The following is a 20,562-nucleotide window of genomic DNA, read 5'->3' as shown; positions in this document are numbered from 1 at the left end:
CCTCTTTCGGTGGAAGCGAAGGCTCAGCAGATGCGGGGAAGCTGCTCGCCGGACAGCCAATCGACGATGCGCTTGCCGCCGAAGCGCGTCTCCATCTGCACGAAGCGGTGCGAGTCCTCGACCACAGCCCCAATGATGGCGGCCTCGGCGCCCAACGGGTGGGCGCGCATGGCCGCCAACAGGGGCTCGGCGTCCTCCGCCGCGCAGATGGCGATCAGCTTGCCCTCGTTGGCGACGTACAGCGGATCGAGCCCGAGCAGTTCGCAGGCCGCCGCGACCTCCGCCTTCAACGGGATGGCGGCCTCGCGCAGCAGCATGCCGACTCCTGACTGGTGGGCGATCTCGTTCAAGGTCGTCGCCAGACCGCCGCGGGTCGGGTCACGCAGCACATGGACGTCCGGCACCGCCGCGACCATGTCGGCGACCAGACCGTGCAGCGCCGCGCTGTCCGACCGGATGTCGGTCTCGAAGCTCAGATTCTCGCGGGTGGACATGATGGCGACGCCGTGGTCACCCATGGTGCCGCTGACCAGGATCGCGTCGCCGGGCCGCGCCCGCTCGCCGGACGGGGCGACGCCGGGGGGCACCACGCCGATGCCGGTGGTGGTGATGAAGACGCCGTCGCCCTTGCCCCGCTCCACCACCTTGGTGTCGCCGGTCACGATGGACACGCCGGCCTCGCGCGCGGCGTGGGCCATGCTCTCCACCAGCCGCTTCAGGTCGGCCAGCGGAAATCCTTCCTCCAGGATGAAGCCGGCGGTCAGATAGAGCGGCACCGCCCCGGCCATGGCAACGTCGTTCACCGTGCCGTGCACGGCCAGCGACCCGATGTCGCCGCCAGGAAAGAACAGGGGCGAGACGACGAAGCCGTCGGTCGTCACCACCATGCGCCCGGCGGGCGGGTCGAAGGCCGCCTGATCGTTGCCCTGGTCGAGCAGCGGGTTGGCGAAGGCTGCGGCGAACAACTCCCGCACCAGTTGGGCCATGGCCTTGCCGCCCGAGCCGTGGCTCATGTCCACGGCGCCGCGGGCGAGGTCGAGCTTGCGGGTGAAGAGGCGGCGGTCGGTCATGGCGGGGTCCATAAAATCAGGCGGCGGGCGGCAAGGCGCCGGTGCCAGTGCCGGTTTCGGCGAGCAGGGCGAGCGTGCGTTCCGCCTCCTCCGGGTCGAGCTTGGACAGGGCGTAGCCGACATGGACGATCACGTAGTCGCCCACCGCCACCCCTTCGACCAGCGCCAGGGAGCAGGCGACCTTCACCCCGCCGAGGCTGACGGTGGCGCGGTCGTCGTCCAGAAGCTCGATCACGCGGGCGGGAACGGCGAGGCACATGGGGGCAGTCCTTCCTGAAGCAAACTCTGCACGGCGACCCAGGCCTGTCCCAGGCTGAGCCCGCCGTCGTTGGCCGGCGCCCGGCGCGGCAGCAGCGCGGTGACGCCGCGCGCCGCGAAGCCGGCGCTCAGCGCCTCCGCCAGGACGGCGTTCATCAGGCAGCCGCCGGACAGGGCGACGCGGTCGAGACCGCGCGCCGCCAGTTCAGGCATGGCCCACGCGACCAGCGCTGCGGCCAGGGTTCCATGGAACCGCTCCGCCCCTTCCTGCGCATTGATCTGCAACAAACTTTCCAGAAGGGGCGTGAGGTCCAGCACGCCGCCGTCGATCCGCCAGCCGCCCTCCAGCACCGTGGGGCGGCGCACCAGCGATTCCAGGGCCATCGGCGCCTCTCCCTCGAAGCCGGCGACGGCACGGACTCCCAGAATGCCGCAGGCGGCGTCGAACCAGCGCCCGCAGGAACTGGTCGGCGGTGCGTTGATGCCGGCCTCGATCATCCGCCGCACGCCGTCCGCCGGGCCGCAGGCGGCGAAGCGCCCGGCGATCTCCGCGCCGCGCCCCATGCGGGCCAGCGCCGCCGCCGCCATGCGCCAGGGCTGGCGCGCCGCCACGTCGCCGCCCGGCTGGGCCAACGGCGCCAGATGGCCGAGGCGGGTGAAGCCCACCCCCTCCACCAGCAGCATCTCTCCGCCCCAGGACCCGCCGTCCGGCCCCAGCCCGAACCCGTCCAGCGCCAGTCCGAGCGCCGGACCGCCCTCGCCCTGTTCGGCCAGCACCGCGGCGATGTGGGCGTGGTGATGCTGCACCGGCAGCGTGGGCAGGCCGAGCGATTCGGCGAAGCGGGTGCTCTGGAAATCGGGGTGGAGGTCGTGGGCGACGGCCACCGGCTCCACCGCCAGGATGCGGCGCAGGTGGGCGACGCTCTCCTCCAGGAACTCCAGGGTTGCGGCGTTGTCGAGGTCGCCGATGTGCTGACTGAGGAAGGCTTCGTCGCCGCGGGTCAGGCAGACGGTGGCCTTCTGGTGCCCGCCGACCGCCAGCACCGGCGGTCCGGAGCGGGGCAGGCGGATGGGCGTCGGCACATGGCCGCGCCCCCGCCGCAGGAAAGCCGGCGCGCCAGCCACCACCCGCATCACGCTGTCGTCGGCGCGGATCAGGATGTCGCGGTCATGGTCGACGATCAGGTCGGCGATGCCCTCCAGGCGACGCCGCGCCTCGTCGTTGCCGATGGCAAGCGGTTCGCCGCCGGGGTTGGCGGAGGTCATGACCAGGGCGAGATCCTGCGGTCGCTCCAGCCACGCCGTGCCGTCGGGGCGCCCTGTGGCCTCGTGGAACAACAGATGGTGGATCGGCGTGTAGGGCAGCATGACGCCCAGCCAGGCGAGGCCGGGGGCGATAGCGTCGGGAAGCGTCGAAGAGGATGACGCTTGCCCCTCCCTAACCCTCCCCCGCTTCGCAGGGGAGGGGATTCGAGTCCCTCTCCTCGCGAAGCGGGGAGGGAAGGGGCCCGCGAAGCGGGAAGGGTGGGGGCTTCACGCCGCCGCAACAGCACCACCGGCCGCGCCACCCCCTCCAGCAACGCCCGCTCCGCCGCTTCCATCTCCACGAACCGCTCCGCGGACGCAACGTTGGCGACCATCAAGGCGAAGGGCTTGCCGTTGCGCTGCTTGCGGGCGCGCAGCCGCTCCACCGCCGCCGCGTCGAACGCGTCGCAGGCGAGGTGGAAGCCGCCCAGCCCCTTGATGGCGACGATCCGGCCGCCACGCAGCGCGGCCAGCACCTCCGCGATGGAGTGGGACAGGCGGGGGCCGCAGGATGGGCAGGCGGTCGGCTGGGCGTGGAAGCGGCGGTCGGCGGGGTCGGCGTATTCGGCGGCGCAGTCCGGGCAGAGGGGAAAGCCCGCCATGGCGGTCTGCGGCCGGTCGTAGGGCAGGGCGCGCGTGATGGTGAAGCGCGGCCCGCAATGGGTGCAGTTGAGGAAAGGATAGCGGTAGCGCCGGTCCGCCGGGTCGAACAGTTCGGCCAGACAGGCCGGGCAGACGGCGGCGTCAGGGGCGATCCCGGTGGTCACCGCTCCGCGCTGCGAGGCCAGGATGGCGAAGCCCGTCTCATCGGGTTGAGCGGGAATCGCGTCCGTTTCGATCGCGTCGATCCGCGCCAGCGGCGGGGCGTCCTCCGCGAGCGCCGCCAAAAAGCGCTCCAGAGCATCGCCCTGCACCTCCGCCAGCACCCCGGCCCCGTCGTTCAGCACCCAGCCGGTCAGGGCGAGGCGGTGCGCCAGCCCATGCAGGAAGGGCCGGAAGCCGACCCCCTGCACCTGCCCGCGAACCCGGAGGCGAAGCCGTTTCACCGCGCGGCGACCGCCTTGGCAAGCCCCTCCGCGATCCAGCCGTACCAGTCCTCAAGCCCCTGACCGGTGGTCGCGGATACCTCGATCACGCGCAGGTCGGGCTTGAGTTGCCGGGCGTAGGCGATCATGCGCGCCACGTCGAAGGTCAGGTGCGGCAGCAGATCGATCTTGTTGACCAGCAGCAGGTCGGCGCCGGCGAACATCGCCGGGTACTTCAGGGGCTTGTCCTCCCCCTCCGTCACCGAGAGCACGACGACCTTGTGCGCCTCGCCGAGGTCGAAGCCGGCCGGGCAGACGAGGTTGCCGACATTCTCGATGAACAGGACGCTGCCCGTCTCCACCGGCAGGCGCCCCACCGCCTGGGTGACCATCTGGGCGTCGAGGTGGCAACCCCTGCCGGTGTTGACCTGGATGGCCGGCGTGCCGGTGGCGCGGATGCGGTCGGCATCGAAGGAGGTCTGCTGGTCGCCCTCGATCACCGCCATCGGGAACCGGCCCTTCAGGTCGGTCAACGTGCGGGTCAACAGGGTCGTCTTGCCCGAACCGGGGCTGGACATCAGGTTCAGCACGAACACGCCCTTCGCCGCGAACAGCTGGCGGTTCACCGCGGCGAAGCTGTCGTTCTTGGCGAGGATGTCCTGTTCGATGGCGATCAGACGGGTCTGCGACATGCCCGGCACCTCCGTGCCCGCCGGACCGCGGCCGAGGTCGATGGTCCCGTGGTCATGCCCATGATCATGCCCATGGTCGTCGCCGTGGGTGTGCCGGTAGACCTTGCCGTCCGGGCCGACATGCTCGTGGCTGTGGTCGTGATGATGGTGGTGGTCATGGTCGTGATCGTGAGGATGGTCATGGCCATGGTGGTGATGATGATGGCCGTGCGCGTGGCCGGCCTCGATTTTCGTTTCGCCTTCGGCGCAGCCGCAGACCGTGCACATCACTCCACCTCCAGTTCCTTGACGCGCATTTCCTCGCCGCCGGTCACCATGAGCTGGTGTCCGTCGCATTCGGGGCAGGAGGCCGACCGCTCGGGCAGCGGGACCGGCTTCTCGCAGGACAGGCAGAAGGCCTGACCGGGCGGGCGTTCGATGTCCAGCACGGCGCCCTCCGCGATGGTGCCGCGGCTGACCGCGTCGAAGCCGAAGGCGATGGCCTGCGGTTCGACGTGGGACAGGGTGCCGATGACCAGACGCACCATTTTCACCTTTGCGAATCCCTGGGCCGCCGCCTGATCGCGGATCACATCGATGATGCCCTGGCTGAGCGCCAGTTCGTGCATGGGTCAGTCCTCGTCCTGAATTGTGATCGCCGGGGCCACGCAGGGGTCGAGCGCCCCCACCAGCAGGGCCGTGCGCCCGGCCAGCGCGCCGTCGGCCACGGCGCCGGCCAAGCCCTGGGCCAGCGGCCCGTCCGCGGCGAAGTTCCATTCGGTCGGCGCGACGATGCGGCAATCGGTGATGCGGCCATCCTGAAGCCGCAGCCAGTGGGCGAGGCGCCCGCGGGCGGTCTCGACGGCGCCGCTTCCCTCACCGCCGCGCGCGTTGCCGGTATCCGGAGCCGGTTCGGCTTCCTCCAGGCGGTCGGCCCAGTTCGTCAGACGTTCCGCCAACCCCGCCAGTTCCACGAGCCGGGCGGCGGCATGGGCGGCGATACCGGAGCCGTGCCGCGACAGCAGCGCGGCGATCAGCGGGTGCGTGCTCTGGCGGGCCATCGCCCCGGTGTGGGCCGGGGCGCCGTCCTGCCGGGGATGTTCGGAAAACGCCGCGTCGGCGGACAGCCGTTCACCGAACCAGCGGGCCGGATGCGGTTCCAGCGCCGGCACGCCGCAGGCTCCGAAGCCGGCCATGCCCGGCGCCAGGACGCGGCGCATCAGCCGCGCCGCGTAGGTTCCACCCGCCTCGGCCCAGCGCTCCAGGTCCGCCGCGTCGGTAGGAACCGGGGCGGCGAAGACAGCGCGCTCCACACCCTCGCGCAGGGCGGCAACGGCGGCGGTCAGGGCGGCGCGGTCGGGCCGCAGGAGACCGCCGCCGGGACGCAGCCCGTCGCAGGCCGGGTAGAGCGCGGGATGGATCGCCGCCGCCGCGGCACGCAGGCCCGCCAGTTCCCTGGGTTGTGGCGCCTCTCCCAGCCGGGTCGGCCAGTCCATCAGAACCTGCCACGCGTGGTTCGTCGCGGTTTCCGCCTCGGCCAGCAGGACGCGGGCGGTGGCGTGCGGGCGGGCGTCGAGACCGAGCGCATCCTCCAAAGCCTCAAGCGCGGCCAGCGACTGGGCGGTGCCGCACAGGCTGAACAGCAGCGGCACGAGGCGCATCGCCTCGTCGGGCGTGCGTCCGCACAGGGCGCGGGCGGCGGCGGGGCGGCGGACCTGCACCGACACGGCGCGCACCCGTCCGGCTGCGGTTTCCAGCCGCACCGACACGCTGCCCTCCAGTCCGGCGCCCGTCCCGCTCATCGCCGTCCACCTCCGAACAGGGAGCGGCGGGACAGGGCGGGCTTCGTGGCGTCCGCGTCGCTTGCCGGCGGCGGCTCGGGCCGTGGCGCCGGCTGCGGGTTCCGCATCAGATGATCGAGCGCCAGAACGGCGCCGCCGCGAGCGTCCTGCTGGTCGGCGAACACGTTCATGGCCGAGGCGAGCGGGATCACCGCCAGCGTCCCCAGAACGCCCACCCGTGCCGCGGTGAAGCGGTAGGCGCCGGAGGGCAGGCCAACCTCCAGCTTGTCGCCGTCGCGCCGGTCCTCCCACAGGGCGGGATCGCGCGGGATCAGCACGGCGTTGAGGAACCAGGGGGCGATGACGCAGCCGATCCAGCCCGGCCCATGGGGGCGGAAGCCCAGCGCCTCCACCGACAGCGCGGCGTTGCAGATGGGAACGCCGGCCATGTCGCGCTCCGCGATCAGGCGGTAGCTGGCGGTCAGGGCGGCGACCCGCAAATCCATGGGATCGGCGCCCGGCGGGGCCGCGACGGTGAAGCCATGCTGCGGGCCGCCGCAACCTGGGCAGCGCCAATAGTCCGGCAGGCCGCCGAAGGGCGTTCCCGGCGGCACGTCCCGTCCCGGATCGCCCGCCGCGGGGTCGTAGACCGTGCCGCAGGACCCGCAGGCGGGACGCGCGTCGGCGGCGAAGCCCGCCTCGGGACCGACGGAGGTCATGCGGTGGCCTTTTCGATCAGGTCGGCGAACAGGTGGTCCACGTTCTCCCCCTTCGCCGCCAGCAGGATGGCGTCGAGCGCGCGGTTCAGCGGCTCCACCTCCTCAGCCTCCAGCGGGCGGACGGCGCGGTCGAGATGGACCAGGACCCAGCCGCCTTCCGGCACGTCCTCGATCAGCATGACGTTGACGCGCCGTTCCTCGCCCCGGCCGGTGCAGCGCGCGGTGAAGCCGTCGGTCTCCAGGACCTGCATCGGAATGCCGAGACACATGCGTGCGCCCTCACGCGGGGAAGCCGGTCGTCGTGACACGGTCGGCGTGACTTGCAGCCAGCGTGAAACGATCAGTACAACTGCGTCATCTTGACCGGGGGGTGAAACCGCACATTGATATGCGTCAAACATGCGGTCCGGCGTAGTTTCATAGCGCTCCGCCATTTCCAATCGGAACGGTTCTGCTACAGTGGCGACCGCTTCGCGCGCGATGGGGTAGGGGTCGGTCGTGCGCCGCTCAACGATACAGCAGGGGTTTTCACGGATGAAACGTTTCGCTCTCGCGTCGGCCACCGCGGCGGCACTTCTGGCCGCTCTGCCCAACGCGGCGCTCGCCCACACCTTCGGCGCCCACGACGCCGGGCTCGTCCATGGTTTCCTGCATCCGGTCGGCGGCTGGGATCACCTGCTGGCGATGGTCGCCGTCGGCCTGTGGGCCGCGCAGCGCGGCGGCAAGGCGCTGTGGGCGCTGCCGGCGGCCTTCGTCGGCGCGATGATCGGCGGCGGCCTGCTGGGTCTGGCCGGCATCGGCCTGCCGCAGGTCGAGCTTGGCATCGTCCTGTCCGTGGTCGCCCTGGGCGCCCTGATCGCCCTGCAGTCCCGCCTGCCGCTGCTGGCCTCCGCCGGCGTGGTCGCCCTGTTCGCCGTGTTCCACGGCCACGCCCACGGCGCCGAGATGCCGGAGGCGGCGCAGCCGCTGCTCTACGGCCTGGGCTTCGCCCTGTCCACCGCGCTGCTGCACGGTGCGGGGATCGGCGCCGCCCTGTCGCTGCGCCGTCTGGTCGAGGGTCGCAAGGGCGCCCTGGCGCTGCGCGGCACGGGTGCCGTGGTCGGTCTGGCCGGCGTGGTGCTGCTCGCGCTGGGCTGATCGCCTGACGGACGATAGGGGCGGGCGACAAGACGCCCGATCCAAGGGAAGGCCCGGCGAAACGGTTCGCCGGGCTTTTTTGTGGGTTTTCCCGAAAATTTTACAAAAATGCGTTTGTTTTTCTGATGTCCTCCCCAGGCTGCGGCCCGTATATTTGGTTGCCATTACCAGCCATCGCCCAATCAGGAGTCGTGTGTTGCCGATGATGCCGCCGACCTTCACCAGCCTGCGCAAAGCCTTGCTTGCCTTGGCCGTTTCCGCTCCCGCCGTCCTGGCCCCCGCGGCGCCGGCGCTGGCGGAGGTGCCAAGCCAGCAGCGGACCCAGGCGCCGGGCTTCTACCGCATGGCCATCGGCGATTTCGAGATCACCGCGCTGTTCGACGGCTTCATCGACCGCGACCGCAAGTATTTCGTCGGCGCCAAATCCGAGGACATCATCGGCCTGCTCGACCGCATGTTCCTGGCGGAGCGGCCCGAAATCCAGACGGCGGTGAACGCCTATCTGGTGCACACCGGCACGAATCTGGTCCTGGTGGACGCTGGGGCGGCCAAGTCGCTGGGGCCGACTCTCGGCTTCATCGCCGACAACATCCGCGCCGCCGGCTACAGCCCGGAGCAGATCGATACCGTCCTGATGACTCATCTGCATCCGGACCACGCCAACGGCCTGCTGCGCCCGGACGGCTCCATCCTGTTCCCCAACGCCGAGGTCCGGGTCGCCAAGGCCGAGTTCGATTTCTGGCTGGGCGGGGAGGCGGTGGCCAAGGCCCCGGCGCCGCTCAAGCCCTTCTTCGCCATGGCCCGCGCCGCGGTGGCGCCCTACGAGGCGGCGGGCAAGCTGAAGCCCTACCAGCCCGGCGACAGCCTCCTGCCCGGCGTGGAGTCGGTGGCGGCCTATGGCCACACGCCGGGACACAGCGGCTACCTGTTCCGCTCGAAGGAGCAGAGCATCCTGCTGTGGGGCGACACCGTGCACAGCCACGCCCTTCAGTTCGCCCGTCCGGAGGTCGTCATCGAGTTCGACGTCGACAAGGACGAGACCATCGCCTCGCGCCGACGATTGCTGGCCGAGGCGGCGGCGCAGAAGCTGTGGGTGGGTGGCGCCCATCTGCCCTTCCCTGGCATCGGCCATGTCCGCACCGAAGGGGACGGCTATGCCTGGGTTCCCGTGGAGTTCGGCCCGATCCGCAGCGACCGCTGAGCGGCCCGATTCGGCGCCATGGCTCGGCGGGACACCCCGCCGAGCCGTTTGCGCGTGTGTGCCAATCGCGAAATTTCAGAATTATTCCAATCGATTGGCGCGTTCCTCCCGGGACGCTTCCCCGGCGCGTTCAGGACGGCCATGCTGGGTGCCGACCGTCCTGAAGGGGAACCACGCCGATGACACCGCCGACTTTCGCCTCCCTGCGCAACGCCCTGCTCGCCTTGGCCATCGCTTTTCCTGCCGGTGCCGTCCTGGCCCCCGCGGCGCCGGCGTTGGCGGAGGTTCCGGGACAGCAGCGGACTCAGGCGCCGGGCTTCTACCGCATGGCCATCGGAGACTTCGAGGTCACCGCGCTCTATGACGGCTTTATCGACCTCGACCGCAAGATCCTCAGCGGCGCCAGCGCCGACGACATCCAGGGCCTGCTCGCCCGCATGTTCCTGGCCGACACGCCGAGCGTCCAGACGGCGGTGAACGCCTATCTGGTGCACACCGGCACGAACCTCGTCCTGGTGGACACTGGAACGGCCAAGGCCTTCGGTCCGGCGCTGGGCTTCATCGCCGACAACATCCGCGCCGCCGGCTACAACCCGGAACAGGTCGACACGGTGCTGCTGACCCACCTGCACCCGGACCACGCCAATGGCCTGCTGCGTCCGGACGGCGCCATGCTGTTTCCCAACGCCACGGTCCATGTCGCCAAGGCCGACGCCGATTTCTGGCTGAGCGAGGAGGTGGCGGCCAAGGCCCCGGCGGACAGCCAGCCTTTCTTCTCCATGGCCCGCGCGGCGGTGGCGCCCTACGCGGCGGCCGGCAAGCTGAAGCCCTACCAGCCCGGCGATAACCTCGTGCCGGGCGTTGAGTCGGTGGCGGCCTATGGCCACACGCCGGGGCACAGCGGTTACCTGTTCACGTCGGGGGAGCGCAGCATCCTGATGTGGGGCGACGTCGTGCACAGCCACTCCGTGCAGTTCGCCCGCCCGGAGGTCGTCATCGAGTTCGACACCGACAAGGAGCAGGCCGTCGCGTCCCGCAAGAAGCTCTTCGCCGACGCTGCGGCGCAGAAGCTGTGGGTGGCCGGCGCCCATCTGCCCTTCCCCGGCATCGGCCATGTCCGGACCGAAGGCAAGGGCTACGCCTGGGTCCCGGTGGAGTTCGGCCCGATCCGCGCCGACCGCTGAGGATTGATCGTGATCGCCACGCTCAGTTTCGGGGCGTGGCGATCACGCCGAGGCGGGCCAGTTCCTCGACGATCATCGTCACCATCCGCGGGATCACCGCCTCGATCTCCGGCGACATCATCAGGCCGGTGCCCAGCGCCATCGGCACGCAGCCGACCACGGTCACGCTCGCCGGCGCCTCGTCCTGCAGGCGCAGCGATGCCAGAAGATCGCTGAGGCCGAGCTGGTGGGGCGACAGCTTGCCCTTGAAATAGGCCGGAACCTCGTCACCGCGCAGCACGGTCAGGCTGGCCGGCGGCGCGCCGGTCTTCACCGCGTCCACGGCGATCAGATGCTTGTGGCTGGCGATCAGGTCCAGCATGTCCATGCCGCAAGTGCCGCCGTCCACCACGCTGACGTGATCGGGCACGCTCCAGGCGGCGTCGAACGCCTCCATGGCGCGCACGCCCACCCCTTCGTCCATCAGGAGGATGTTGCCGAGGCCGAGGACGAGGATGGACATGGACACGCGCTCCGTTCGACGATTTTGAAACAGAAGGGATTTTGAAACAGCAGGATGAAACGGGTCCGGCGCCGGGCGCCGTGAACTGGATCAATCGACCGGCGTGGGGGACGCGAAAAGCCCCTCCTCCGCGGGGAGGAGGGGCTTTCGGCCGGTCAGGCGGTGGCGGTCAGACGACCTTCACCTGATAGTGCGACTTCGTTTCCGTGTCGGTCAGGTGCACGGCGCAGGCCAGGCACGGGTCGAAGCTGTGCAGCGTGCGGATGATCTCCAGCGGCTGGTCGGCGACCGCTACCGGGTTGTCGATCAGGGCCGCCTCGTAGGCCGAGATGTTCCCGTCCTCGTCGCGCGGGCCGGCGTTCCAGGTGGTCGGCACGACCGCCTGGTAGTTCTTGATCTTGCCGTTCTCGATCACGACCCAGTGCGAGAGCATGCCGCGCGGCGCCTCGTGGAAGCCGAATCCGCGGATCTCGCCCTTCGGGAACACCGGCTTGTTGAAGGTCTTGGTGTCGCCCTTCGCGATGTTCTCCATCAGCAGCGTCCACTGATTCTGCAACTCCTCATGCAGGACCACGCAGCGCACCGCGCGGGCGGCGTGGCGGCCGATGGTGGAGTGCAGCGCGTCGACGCCCACCTTGCTGCCGAGATGGCCCGACACCGCGTCGAGCACCGCGTTGACCCAGAACTGCGTGCGCTGGTGGCCCGAGGCGTACATGCCCAGCACGTTGGCCAGCGGGCCGACCTGGGCGCGCTTGTCGTAGAAGGTCGGCGACTTGATCCAGCTGTACTTGCCGTCGTCCTGCCAGTCGGTGAAGTTCGGGATCGTCTCGCCGTCATAGGGGTGCAGGGGACCCTTGCCGCCCTGGTACCAGGAATGCTTTACGCTCTCCTTCACGCCCTTCTCGAAGTAGGGGTCGTGGAAGTCCTTGATCGGGGTGAACTTGGTGAGGTCGCCGCCATCGATGTAGCCGGCGGGCAGGGCGAAGGTGGTGCCCTTGGTGTCCAGCGGCATGTCCGGGATGGACAGGTAGTTCACCACGCCGCGGCCATACTGCGTCCAGTCGGCGTAGAAGGCGCCGATGGCCGCCACGTCGGGGATGTAGACCTGGGTGATGAAGTCACCAACCTCGTCGATCAGCTGCTTGATGTACATCAGCTTTTCGAGGGTCAGGGTGGACTGGCTGTCCATGTTGATCGGGTTGGTGACGCCGCCGACCGCCATGTTCTGGATGTGCGGGGTCTTGGAGCCGAGGATCGCCACCACCTTGTTCATGCGCCGCTGGTAGTCGAGCGCCTGGAGGTAGTGGGACGCCGCCATCAGGTTGGCTTCCGGCGTCAGCTTCATCGCCGGATGGCCCCAGTAGCCCGAGCCGAAGATGCCGAGCTGGCCGGAATTGATGAAGGCCTGCAGCTTCTTCTGCGCGGTGGCGAATTCCTGCGTGCTGTTCTTCGGCCAGCCGGAGATCGACTGGGCCAGCTTGGCGGTCGCCGCCGGGTCGGCCTTCAGCGCCGAGACGATGTCCACGAAGTCGAGCGCGGACAGGTGGTAGAAATGGACGATGTGATCGTGGACGTTGTGGGCGCCCTGGATCATGTTGCGGATGTACTGGGCGTTGAGCGGCACCTCCAGTTTCAGCGCGTTCTCCACCGCGCGGACGGAGGTGATGGCGTGCACCGTGGTGCAGACGCCGCAGATGCGCTGGGCGAAGACCCAGGCGTCGCGCGGGTCCTTGCCCTGGAGGATCAGCTCGATGCCGCGCCACATCTGGCCCGACGCCCAGGCGTTGGTGACCTTGCCGCCGTCCACTTCACAATCGACCCGCAGGTGACCCTCGATGCGGGTGACCGGATCTACAACAACTCGCTGAGCCATAATGAAACTCTCCTAAACTCAGCCGTGCTCGGGATGGACGGCGTGCATGACGGGCAGCTTCTTCACGAAGAGGAGATACAGCGCGATCTCCAGCGCGAAGACGCCGACGGTGACCATGATTTCCTTGACCGAGGGGAAGTAGTGCCAAGGACCGACCGCCGGCGTGAAGCCGATGAGATAGACGTTCAGGCGGTAGAGGATGCCCGCCGCCAGCAGGAGCGAGGCCGACAGGAACAGCGCCCGCGACCGGTTGCGGTTGGCCTTGGGGATCAGCAGCGCGAGGCCGGAGATCATCAGGACCATTTCCACCACGAACCAGCCGGACTGCGGTCCGCCGAAGATCTGGCCGATCTGACCACGCACGATCAGGTCGACGAAGCGCAGAACGACGAACAGCGAGGCGACGACCAGCATCAGACCCGCCAGCTTCGACAGCACCGGCGTTTCCATCGGACGGCGGAAGTTCAGCGAGGCCATGACCGATTCCCACACCACGATGGCGAAGCCCATCAGGATGGCGGTCAGCAGGAAGAAGACCGGCAGCATCTGCGACTGCCACAGCGGCGACAGCTTGTGCCCGACGATGACCATCATGGTGCCGAGCGACGACTGGTGCATCGTCGGCAGCAGCACGCCCAGCGCGATGAAAACCCACAGCACCCGGTTCAGCTTGGCGCGCAGCCCCTCGATGCCGAAGCGCTCCAGGAAGGCCGGGGCGAACTCCACCACCAGCACCAGCGTGTAGGTCGCCACGCACAGGCCGACCTCCAGCATCACCGAGTTGGGCTGCGCGTACCACGGCAGCATCATGTGGTAGAAGTTCCAGTAGCGGCCGAGGTCGACCAGCACCGCCAGACCGGCGAGGCCGTAGCCGAACAGGCTGGCCAGCACCGCCGGGCGAACCAGCGGGTGATACTCCCCGCGGTTCAGGATGTAGCAGAGCAGCGCGATGACGTAGCCGGCGCAGCCGAAGGCCGAGCCGATCACCACGTCGATGGCGACCCAGATACCCCAGGGATAGCCGTCGTTCAGGTTCGACGCCGCCCCCAGACCCTGCGTGTAGCGCTGGAACAGGATGACGCCGGCGATGGCGACCAGCACGGCGCAGATCAGGAAGGGAAGGGTGAGGACCCGGCCGCCGAGTGGCTGATGTTCATGAGCGTGCGATGACATGGCTTGGCCCCCCTCACTCGTCGGTGTGGTTCTTGGTGTTGCGGTGCGCCAGATAGGCGAGACCGGCGAACACCGTGGCGGGGGCGATCATGCCCGCGTAGAGCGTGTGCTGGATGCCTTCCGACAGGGTCGGGTAGCCGTTCTCCGGCACGTTGGTGGGCAGGTTCAGCTTGTCGAACGGCACGGCGGACACCGCGAGGCACTGGGTGCCGCCCAGCTCCTTCTCGCCGTAGATGTGCGTCTGGTAGGCCGCCTCGACGAGCTTCTCATGGCCGTCGCGCGGCCCGCCGACCTTGCCGGCGATGTCGCCGCGCGGGAAGTGCGCGTATTCGCCCACCTTCAGCGCGGTGCGGCGCTTGGCCTCCGCCTTGAGGTCCTCCGTGCGGCCGAACAGGGTCGCCCCGGTGGGGCAGACGTCGGCGCAGCCCGGAAGCTCGTTCTTGGCGAGTTGCTGCTTGCAGAGCTGGCACTTTTTGATCTCGCCGAAGGCGTCGTTGTAGTCGTACTTCGGCACGCCGAACGGGCAGGACAGCACGCAGTAGCGGCAGCCGATGCAGGCGCTCGGGTCGTGGTTGACGATGCCGGTCTTGGCGTCCTTGGTCATCGCCGACACCGGGCAGACCGACACGCAGGACGGATCGGCGCAGTGCAGGCACTGCCGCTTGATGAAGGCGAAGCCGTTCTCCGCCGCGTCCTTGGTGGCGCCGGTGCCGTGGCTGTAGGCCTTGATGACGTTCAGCGTCCTGGCCGACAGCTCCACCGGGCTGTCGTAGATCGGCTTGTCGCCGCCCCCCGCGTTCCAGCCCTGCTGGGCCGGGCCGACGTCGGGCGGCATGTGGTTGACCTCCTTGCAGGCGGTCACGCAGGCCTTGCAGCCGATGCACAGCGTGCTGTCGTAGAGCAGGCCGACGGCGTCGGGCGGCAGCGGCTTGGGCGGGCGGACCAGCGCGTTGGCCTCCGGCGGGGCGGCGACCACGGTGGTGCAGGCCGCGGCGGCGGCCGCGCTGCCCTTGACCGCGTTCCGCAGGAAGCCGCGCCGTGAGACCGATGTCTTGCTTTTCGACATCATGTTTTTCGACATGGCGTCACCTCACTCGGCGGCGGTGGAGGAGGATTCGGTCTTCGCGTCCTGCTTGCCGAGCCGGCTGGAGATGACGGCGCCGGCGCCGACCGCCGCGCCGGCGATGCCGGCGACCACCGCCGCGGCCCCGGCCGACATGCCCTCGCCCTTGTCCACGGCGACCGCCGGGTAGCTGTTGGGCGGCGCCACCGACTTCAGCGAGGCCAGCTCATGGATGCTCTTGGTGAAGCCGACGCCCTTCTCGGTGCAGCCGAAGCAGGGATGGCCGGTGCCCACCGGCCAGGTGCCCTGGCCGACGTCGTTGAAGCCGACGGACGGACAGTTCGCGTAGGTCTCCGGCCCCTTGCAGCCGAGCTTGTAGAGACAGTAGCCCTGGCGGTGGCCGTAGTCGCCGAACTCCATGGCGAAGCGCCCGGCGTCGAAATGCGGGCGGCGCTCGCAGTTCTCATGGATCAGGCGGCCGTAGGCGAATTTCGGGCGCATCTTGTCGTCCAGCTCCGGCAGCTTGCCGAAGGCGACGAAATGCAGGACCAGCGACAGGAAATTGTACGGGTTCGGCGGGCAGCCGGGGACGGAGACGACCGGCTTGTCCTTGATGATCTCGTTCAGGCCGACGGCGCCCGTCGGGTTGACGCCGGTCGACGGCCAGCCGCCCCAGGAGGAGCAGGAGCCCATGGAGATGACCGCGGCCGCACCCTTGGCGCATTCCAGCACGGCGTCCTTGTAGGTCTTGCCGGCGACCTTGCAGTAGACGCCCCCGTCCTTCGTCGGGATGGAGCCGTCGGTGACCATCAGGTACTTGCCCCAATTGTCCTTCATCGCCTGCTGCTTCCAGTTCTCGGCCTGGTGGCCGGAGCCGGTCATCAGCGTCTCGTTGTAATCGAGCGAGATGGTGTCGAGGATCAGCGTCTCGAGCGACGGGTGGTGGGTGCGCAGCAGCGATTCGGTGCAGCCGGTGCAGGCCTGTCCCGACAGCCAGATCACCGTCGGGCGCGGCGCGGCCACGGCGGCGTTGGCGATCTTCACGCCGAAGGCGGGGGACAGGCCCAGCGTGGCGGCCACGCCCGTGCAGTAGGTCAGGAATTCCCGGCGGGACAGGCCGGCCAGCGCACCCTCATACTCGTCGAGATCGCCGATGTGCTCGGCGTCGAGATCCACATGTCCGTCGGGCATGATTTCCCCCAAAGACCCTTTCGCATTGATCCGCTGGCCGCCCGGTTGCCGGACGCCGGATGCGCAGCACGCCACGGCGCGTCCTGGGGAACCCGAGGCGGGAAACCCACGGCGCGGCGTAATCCCTATCGATTGTAGGGGTATTTGGGCGCGAAACGCTCGCCGGCATTGCACCAGTTTCGATGCGGGCGCGGCATTGATCTACATCAAATGGGGTATCTGGCGGGTAAGCTTCGAACGTACGGGGCGCATCAGTGGAAAGGATGCGTCGGGAAAAGCCTCCTCCCCGGCATAAAGTCCGGGGAGGAGGGGGAGGATCAGACCGCCTTCATCTGGCGGGTGAAGTCGTCCACGTCGCTCTGCAGGGTGCGCGCGTGGACCGACAGGCCCTTGGCGGCGCTCAGCAGGCCTCCGGCGGCCTCGCTGGTGTGGTCGGCCGACTGCGACACGCCGGAGATGGTCGAGGAGACCTCCTGCGTGCCGATCGCGGCCTCCTGCACGTTGCGGGCGATTTCCTGGGTGGCGGAGCCCTGCTGTTCCACCGCGGCGGCAACGTTGGTGCTGATGTCGCTGATCCGCTCGATGGTGCCGACGATGCCGCTGATCGCGCCGACCGCCTGCTGGGTCTCGTTCTGGATGGCGACGATCTGGGCCGAGATCTCCTCGGTGGCGCGGGCGGTTTGGTTGGCGAGGCTCTTCACCTCCTGGGCCACCACGGCGAAGCCCTTGCCCGCCTCGCCGGCGCGGGCGGCCTCGATGGTGGCGTTGAGCGCCAGCAGGTTGGTTTGGCTGGCGATCTCGGTGATGAGGTTGACCACCGCGCCGATCTTCTCCGCCGCCTGGGCGAGGCCCTGGATGGTGCTGTTGGTGCGCTGGGCCTCGCGCTCCGCCTCGCTGGCGATGCGGGCGGCCTCGCCGAGGCGCTGGCTGATCGAGCCGATGGAGGTGGACAGCTCCTCGGTCGCCGCCGCCACGGTCTGGACGTTGCCGGTGGCCTGCTCCGCCGCCGCGGCGACGGTCGAGCTGCGGCGCGAGGCGTCGGCGGCGGAATGGGTGAGCGATTCGGCGCTGCTGCGGATGCTGTCGGCCTCCCCGTTCAGGGTGCGGCACAGCCCCTCGATCTTCTGGGTGAAGCCGTGTGTCAGGGTCTCCAGCCGCTCCTGGCGCTGGCGGCGCACGTCGATCTCGCGGCGCTCCTGCTCGGCCAGATCGTTGGCGCGCCGCAGCCCGTCGCGGAAGACCAGCACGGCCTCCGCCATGTCGCCGACCTCGTCGCCCTGGCCGGTGCCGGGCACCTCGGCTGTGGTGTTGCCGGCGGCGATGGTCTTCATCGCGGCGGTCATGCGGGCGATGGGGCGCGCGATCATGTCGCGGGCGACCAGCACGGCCAGCAGGATGCCGAACAGCACGCCGCCGACGCCGATGGCGAGCATCAGGGTCGTCCAATGCCGGCGTGCCGACTCCAACTCGTCATGCAGGCGGTCGATCATGCCGTCCTGGTCGGCGCTGAGCGTCTGGATCGCGGCGTTGAGGGCTTGGCGGTTGCCGCGGTTGGCGTCGTTGTCGCCGTAGGTGCGGGCTTCCGCCGTCCCCTTCTCGCGGGCGATGCGCACCAGCTCCGTGCGGAAGCGGATGAACTCCTCTGCCTTCGTCGCCACCGGGGCCAGCGTTGCCTGCCCCTCCGCCGGGGTGAGGCGCTTCAGGGTGCCGAGCCGCTCGCCGAGGGTGTTCAGGCTGTCCAGCAGGGGCTTGCCGAACTTGTCCACCTCGGCCCGGTCGCGGGCCATGTAGACGCCGCGCGAGTCCATGACGACGGCCAGGACGAGGCCGTTGAGCTGCTCACCCAGCACTTGGCGGTCCGACGCCCGTTCGATGGCCGTGGACTTGCCGGCCAGATCCTGCATGGCGGCCAGCCCCATCAGGCCGGTCACCGCGGCCACCGCCGCCTGCAGCCCCACGAGAAGATAGACCTTCGGTCCGATCTTTAGATTCTTAAGCGCTTTCAACATGCTGGACGTCCCCATTGCGGCGGTCTTGGGCCGCCTCTGCGTCTGACGATAATGAGGCACCCATTGGTTTCCGAAGTGTTAAATCGTTCCATGACACGTTGCCGCGCCGCCTTTTGGCCAGAACTGGACGAAACGCATATTGTTTTTGGCACGAACCAATTTTTTCAGGAATAGCCAAAGTCACGGCGTGTTTGTTTTCATGAGGGTGCAATGCGTCGGAGCGGGCGGGTGGATCATGAAACCCATCGCAGCCATCATCGGAACGCTCACGCAATTGTTCATTGCCGTTCTTCTTCTGGCGCTGACGGCTTGCGGAGACAATGGCTCGCCCGAGGCGGGCAACTACGACGTCGGCTATGGCGGAAGCGGGCCGGTCTACACGTTGGGCGGCGGCCTGCCGGCTTACCGGCTGGAGCCGCGCACCTACTGGAACTACCCGGACTACCGTGGCACCGCACCGGTGATCGAACTGGCGGGTCGTCCGGGCGACTGACCGCGCAGTCGACGTTATGGAATATCCGATTGAAGGGCGCCGTCCGGCCATTTACCTAAAGAAGACTTGGAACGGGCAGGACGAGGCGGAGCGATGGCGGTCACCCGGGACGAACTGAAGACGCGCATCGGCCAGGCCCTGGGCGAGACGAAGGCCGATCTGGTCATCAAGAACACCCGTTTCCTCAACGTCGTCACCGGCGAGACCGCCGCGGGCGACATCGCCCTGTGCGGCGACCGGATCATCGGCACCTACGAGTCCTACGACGGGGTGGAGGAGATCGACGGGTCCGGTTTGACCGTCGTGCCGGGCTTCATCGACACCCACGTCCACTGCGAATCCACCTGCGTCACGCCGATGGAGTTCGACCGCTGCGTCCTGCCGCGCGGCACCACCACGGCCATCTGCGACCCGCACGAGATCTGCAACGTGCTGGGCGAGAAGGGGCTCCGCTACTTCCTGGACTGCGCCGAGGGAACGGCGCTGGACCTGCGGGTTCAGCTCTCCTCCTGCGTGCCGGCGACGGAGCTGGAGACCTCCGGCGCGCGGCTGGAGGCGGCGGACCTGCTGCGCCACAAGGACCACCCGAAGGTGCTGGGGCTGGCGGAGTTCATGAACTTCCCCGGCGTCTTCCATAAGGTGGACGGGGTTCTCGACAAGCTGGCCGCCTTCGACGGGCGCCACATCGACGGCCACGCCCCGCTGCTCAGCGGGCGGGAGCTGAACGCCTATCTCTCCTGCGGCATCCGCAACTGCCATGAGACGACCAGCGCGCCCGAGGCGATGGAGAAGCTGCGCAAGGGCATGCAGGTGCTGATCCGCGACGGGTCGGTGTCGAAGGACGTGCACGCGCTGGCCCCGGTGATCCAGCCGGAAACCTCGCCCTTCCTGGGCTTCTGCACCGACGACCGCAACCCCCTCGACATCGCCGAGGAGGGGCATATGGATCACCTGATCCGCAGCGCGATCCGGCTCGGCGCCCCGCTGGCCCATGTCTACCGTGCCGCCACATGGTCGGCGGCGCGCGGCTTCGGCCTGTTCGACCGCGGCCTGATCGCGCCGGGGCAGCGCGCCGACCTCGTCCTGCTGGACGATCTGGAGGACTGCGCGGTCAACCGGGTGATCCGCAACGGGCGGGTGGTGACCCCGCAGACCTTCGCCGGGCGCCCGGCGGTCAGCCCGGTGGGCCTGCGCTCCATCAAGCTCCACCCGGTGACGGCGGAGGATTTCTCGGTGCCGGCGCGCGGCTCCGTGCAATCGGTGATCGGGGTCCTGCCCGGCAAGATCATCACCGCCCATCTGCGGCTGGAGGTGCCGGCCAGGGACGGCAAGCTGGTGGCCGATCCCGACCGCGACATCCTGAAGATCTGCGTCTTCGCCCGCCACGGCACTAACCAGAATGTCGGGCGCGGCTTCGCCAGTGGCTTCCACCTTCGCGAGGGCGCGCTGGCTTCCTCGGTCGGGCACGACAGCCACAACATCTGCGTGGTCGGCGCGTCGGACGAGGACATGGCCATCGCCGTCAACCGCCTGATCGAGCTTCAGGGCGGCTTCGTCGCGGTGCGCAACGGTCAGGTGGTCGGCGAACTGGCCCTGCCGCTGGCCGGGCTGATGAGCCTGGAGCCCTTCGAGACGGTGGAGCGTCATCTGCGCAGCCTGCGCGCCTCGGTGAAGGGGATGGGCTGCCCGTTGGCCGAGCCCTTCCTGCAACTGGCCTTCCTGCCGCTGCCGGTGATCCCGCATCTCAAGATCACCGACCGCGGGCTTGTGGATGTCGACAAATTCGCGCTGGTCGAAGCGTGACCCCGGCAATTCCTGCCGGACGGGGTGCGGATCTTGCCGGCCCCTTCGGCGGGAGCCCCGGCTCAACCCTTTGAAAATCATGGAAAGCCTTCTGGCCCGCCGCC

General features: G+C 69.1%; 18 protein-coding genes and 1 pseudogene. 5 read left to right on the top strand and 14 right to left on the bottom strand.

Annotated elements, in window-relative coordinates:
* Positions 1-23: 23 nt before the first annotated feature.
* From hypE to ABAZ39_RS21580, 8 genes and pseudogenes are all read right to left on the bottom strand, one after another.
* Positions 24-1,070: a hydrogenase expression/formation protein HypE gene (gene hypE, locus ABAZ39_RS21615; protein ID WP_040134849.1), complete on the bottom strand. Its 1,047-nt coding sequence runs from the start codon at positions 1,068-1,070 to the stop codon at positions 24-26.
* Between the two features lie 16 nt (positions 1,071-1,086).
* Positions 1,087-1,329, bottom strand: a complete 243-nt coding sequence (locus ABAZ39_RS21610) for a HypC/HybG/HupF family hydrogenase formation chaperone (RefSeq protein ID WP_040134847.1) — start codon at positions 1,327-1,329, stop codon at positions 1,087-1,089.
* Positions 1,302-3,679, bottom strand: a pseudogene (locus tag ABAZ39_RS37835) (carbamoyltransferase HypF). The gene ABAZ39_RS21610 and the pseudogene ABAZ39_RS37835 overlap by 28 nt, the downstream one beginning before the upstream one ends.
* On the bottom strand, positions 3,676-4,617 hold the full coding sequence (gene hypB, locus ABAZ39_RS21600; RefSeq protein ID WP_040134845.1) for a hydrogenase nickel incorporation protein HypB: 942 nt from the start codon (positions 4,615-4,617) through the stop codon (positions 3,676-3,678). Before hypB ends, ABAZ39_RS37835 begins: the two are co-directional and overlap by 4 nt.
* Positions 4,617-4,958, bottom strand: a complete 342-nt coding sequence (gene hypA, locus ABAZ39_RS21595) for a hydrogenase maturation nickel metallochaperone HypA (RefSeq protein WP_040134843.1) — start codon at positions 4,956-4,958, stop codon at positions 4,617-4,619. Before hypA ends, hypB begins: the two co-directional genes overlap by 1 nt.
* Positions 4,959-4,961: 3 nt before the next feature.
* Entirely contained in the window at positions 4,962-6,131 is a 1,170-nt protein-coding gene (locus tag ABAZ39_RS21590) for a nickel-dependent hydrogenase large subunit (RefSeq protein ID WP_040134841.1), read from the bottom strand.
* Positions 6,128-6,829, bottom strand: coding sequence for a [NiFe]-hydrogenase assembly chaperone HybE (hybE, locus tag ABAZ39_RS33260; protein WP_051658336.1), 702 nt, complete (start codon positions 6,827-6,829; stop codon positions 6,128-6,130). Before hybE ends, ABAZ39_RS21590 begins: the two co-directional genes overlap by 4 nt.
* On the bottom strand, positions 6,826-7,098 hold the full coding sequence (locus ABAZ39_RS21580) for a HypC/HybG/HupF family hydrogenase formation chaperone (protein WP_040134840.1): 273 nt from the start codon (positions 7,096-7,098) through the stop codon (positions 6,826-6,828). The genes hybE and ABAZ39_RS21580 overlap by 4 nt, the downstream gene beginning before the upstream one ends.
* A gap of 265 nt (positions 7,099-7,363) precedes the next feature.
* On the opposite strand from ABAZ39_RS21580, the gene ABAZ39_RS21575 reads away from it, so the two are divergent.
* From ABAZ39_RS21575 to ABAZ39_RS21565, 3 genes are all read left to right on the top strand, one after another.
* Positions 7,364-7,966 (top strand): HupE/UreJ family protein, encoded by a 603-nt coding sequence (locus tag ABAZ39_RS21575; protein WP_040134837.1) that lies wholly within the window; start codon positions 7,364-7,366, stop codon positions 7,964-7,966.
* 202 nt (positions 7,967-8,168) lie between these two features.
* Positions 8,169-9,167: an MBL fold metallo-hydrolase gene (locus ABAZ39_RS21570; protein ID WP_198129076.1), complete on the top strand. Its 999-nt coding sequence runs from the start codon at positions 8,169-8,171 to the stop codon at positions 9,165-9,167.
* A 179-nt stretch (positions 9,168-9,346) separates the two neighbouring features.
* Entirely contained in the window at positions 9,347-10,351 is a 1,005-nt protein-coding gene (locus tag ABAZ39_RS21565) for an MBL fold metallo-hydrolase (protein ID WP_051658335.1), read from the top strand.
* Between the two features lie 22 nt (positions 10,352-10,373).
* Here ABAZ39_RS21565 and ABAZ39_RS21560 read toward each other — a convergent pair whose 3' ends face one another.
* From ABAZ39_RS21560 to ABAZ39_RS21535, 6 genes are all read right to left on the bottom strand, one after another.
* Positions 10,374-10,853, bottom strand: a complete 480-nt coding sequence (locus tag ABAZ39_RS21560; protein ID WP_040134835.1) for a HyaD/HybD family hydrogenase maturation endopeptidase — start codon at positions 10,851-10,853, stop codon at positions 10,374-10,376.
* Positions 10,854-11,022: 169 nt separating this feature from the next.
* Positions 11,023-12,726 carry a nickel-dependent hydrogenase large subunit gene (locus tag ABAZ39_RS21555; RefSeq protein ID WP_040134833.1) on the bottom strand — a complete coding sequence of 568 codons (1,704 nt, stop codon included), beginning with the start codon at positions 12,724-12,726 and terminating at the stop codon, positions 11,023-11,025.
* Between the two features lie 18 nt (positions 12,727-12,744).
* Entirely contained in the window at positions 12,745-13,899 is a 1,155-nt protein-coding gene (hybB, locus tag ABAZ39_RS21550; RefSeq protein ID WP_040134831.1) for a Ni/Fe-hydrogenase cytochrome b subunit, read from the bottom strand.
* 13 nt (positions 13,900-13,912) lie between these two features.
* On the bottom strand, positions 13,913-14,980 hold the full coding sequence (gene hybA / locus ABAZ39_RS21545; protein ID WP_081863200.1) for a hydrogenase 2 operon protein HybA: 1,068 nt from the start codon (positions 14,978-14,980) through the stop codon (positions 13,913-13,915).
* 9 nt (positions 14,981-14,989) lie between these two features.
* Positions 14,990-16,153 carry a hydrogenase small subunit gene (locus ABAZ39_RS21540; RefSeq protein ID WP_040134830.1) on the bottom strand — a complete coding sequence of 388 codons (1,164 nt, stop codon included), beginning with the start codon at positions 16,151-16,153 and terminating at the stop codon, positions 14,990-14,992.
* Between the two features lie 317 nt (positions 16,154-16,470).
* Positions 16,471-18,162, bottom strand: coding sequence for a methyl-accepting chemotaxis protein (locus ABAZ39_RS21535; RefSeq protein WP_040135807.1), 1,692 nt, complete (start codon positions 18,160-18,162; stop codon positions 16,471-16,473).
* A 235-nt stretch (positions 18,163-18,397) separates the two neighbouring features.
* On the opposite strand from ABAZ39_RS21535, the gene ABAZ39_RS21530 reads away from it, so the two are divergent.
* Positions 18,398-18,655 carry a hypothetical protein gene (locus tag ABAZ39_RS21530; protein ID WP_040134828.1) on the top strand — a complete coding sequence of 86 codons (258 nt, stop codon included), beginning with the start codon at positions 18,398-18,400 and terminating at the stop codon, positions 18,653-18,655.
* Positions 18,656-18,748: 93 nt separating this feature from the next.
* Positions 18,749-20,458 carry an adenine deaminase gene (gene ade / locus ABAZ39_RS21525; protein WP_040134826.1) on the top strand — a complete coding sequence of 570 codons (1,710 nt, stop codon included), beginning with the start codon at positions 18,749-18,751 and terminating at the stop codon, positions 20,456-20,458.
* Positions 20,459-20,562 lie beyond the last annotated feature (104 nt).

It is taken from the genome of Azospirillum argentinense (genome assembly GCF_000632475.1).
In the GTDB taxonomy this organism is placed as follows: domain Bacteria; phylum Pseudomonadota; class Alphaproteobacteria; order Azospirillales; family Azospirillaceae; genus Azospirillum; species Azospirillum baldaniorum.
Note: the sequence above shows the minus strand (reverse complement) of the source record. Positions and strands in the feature narration are given on the sequence as shown.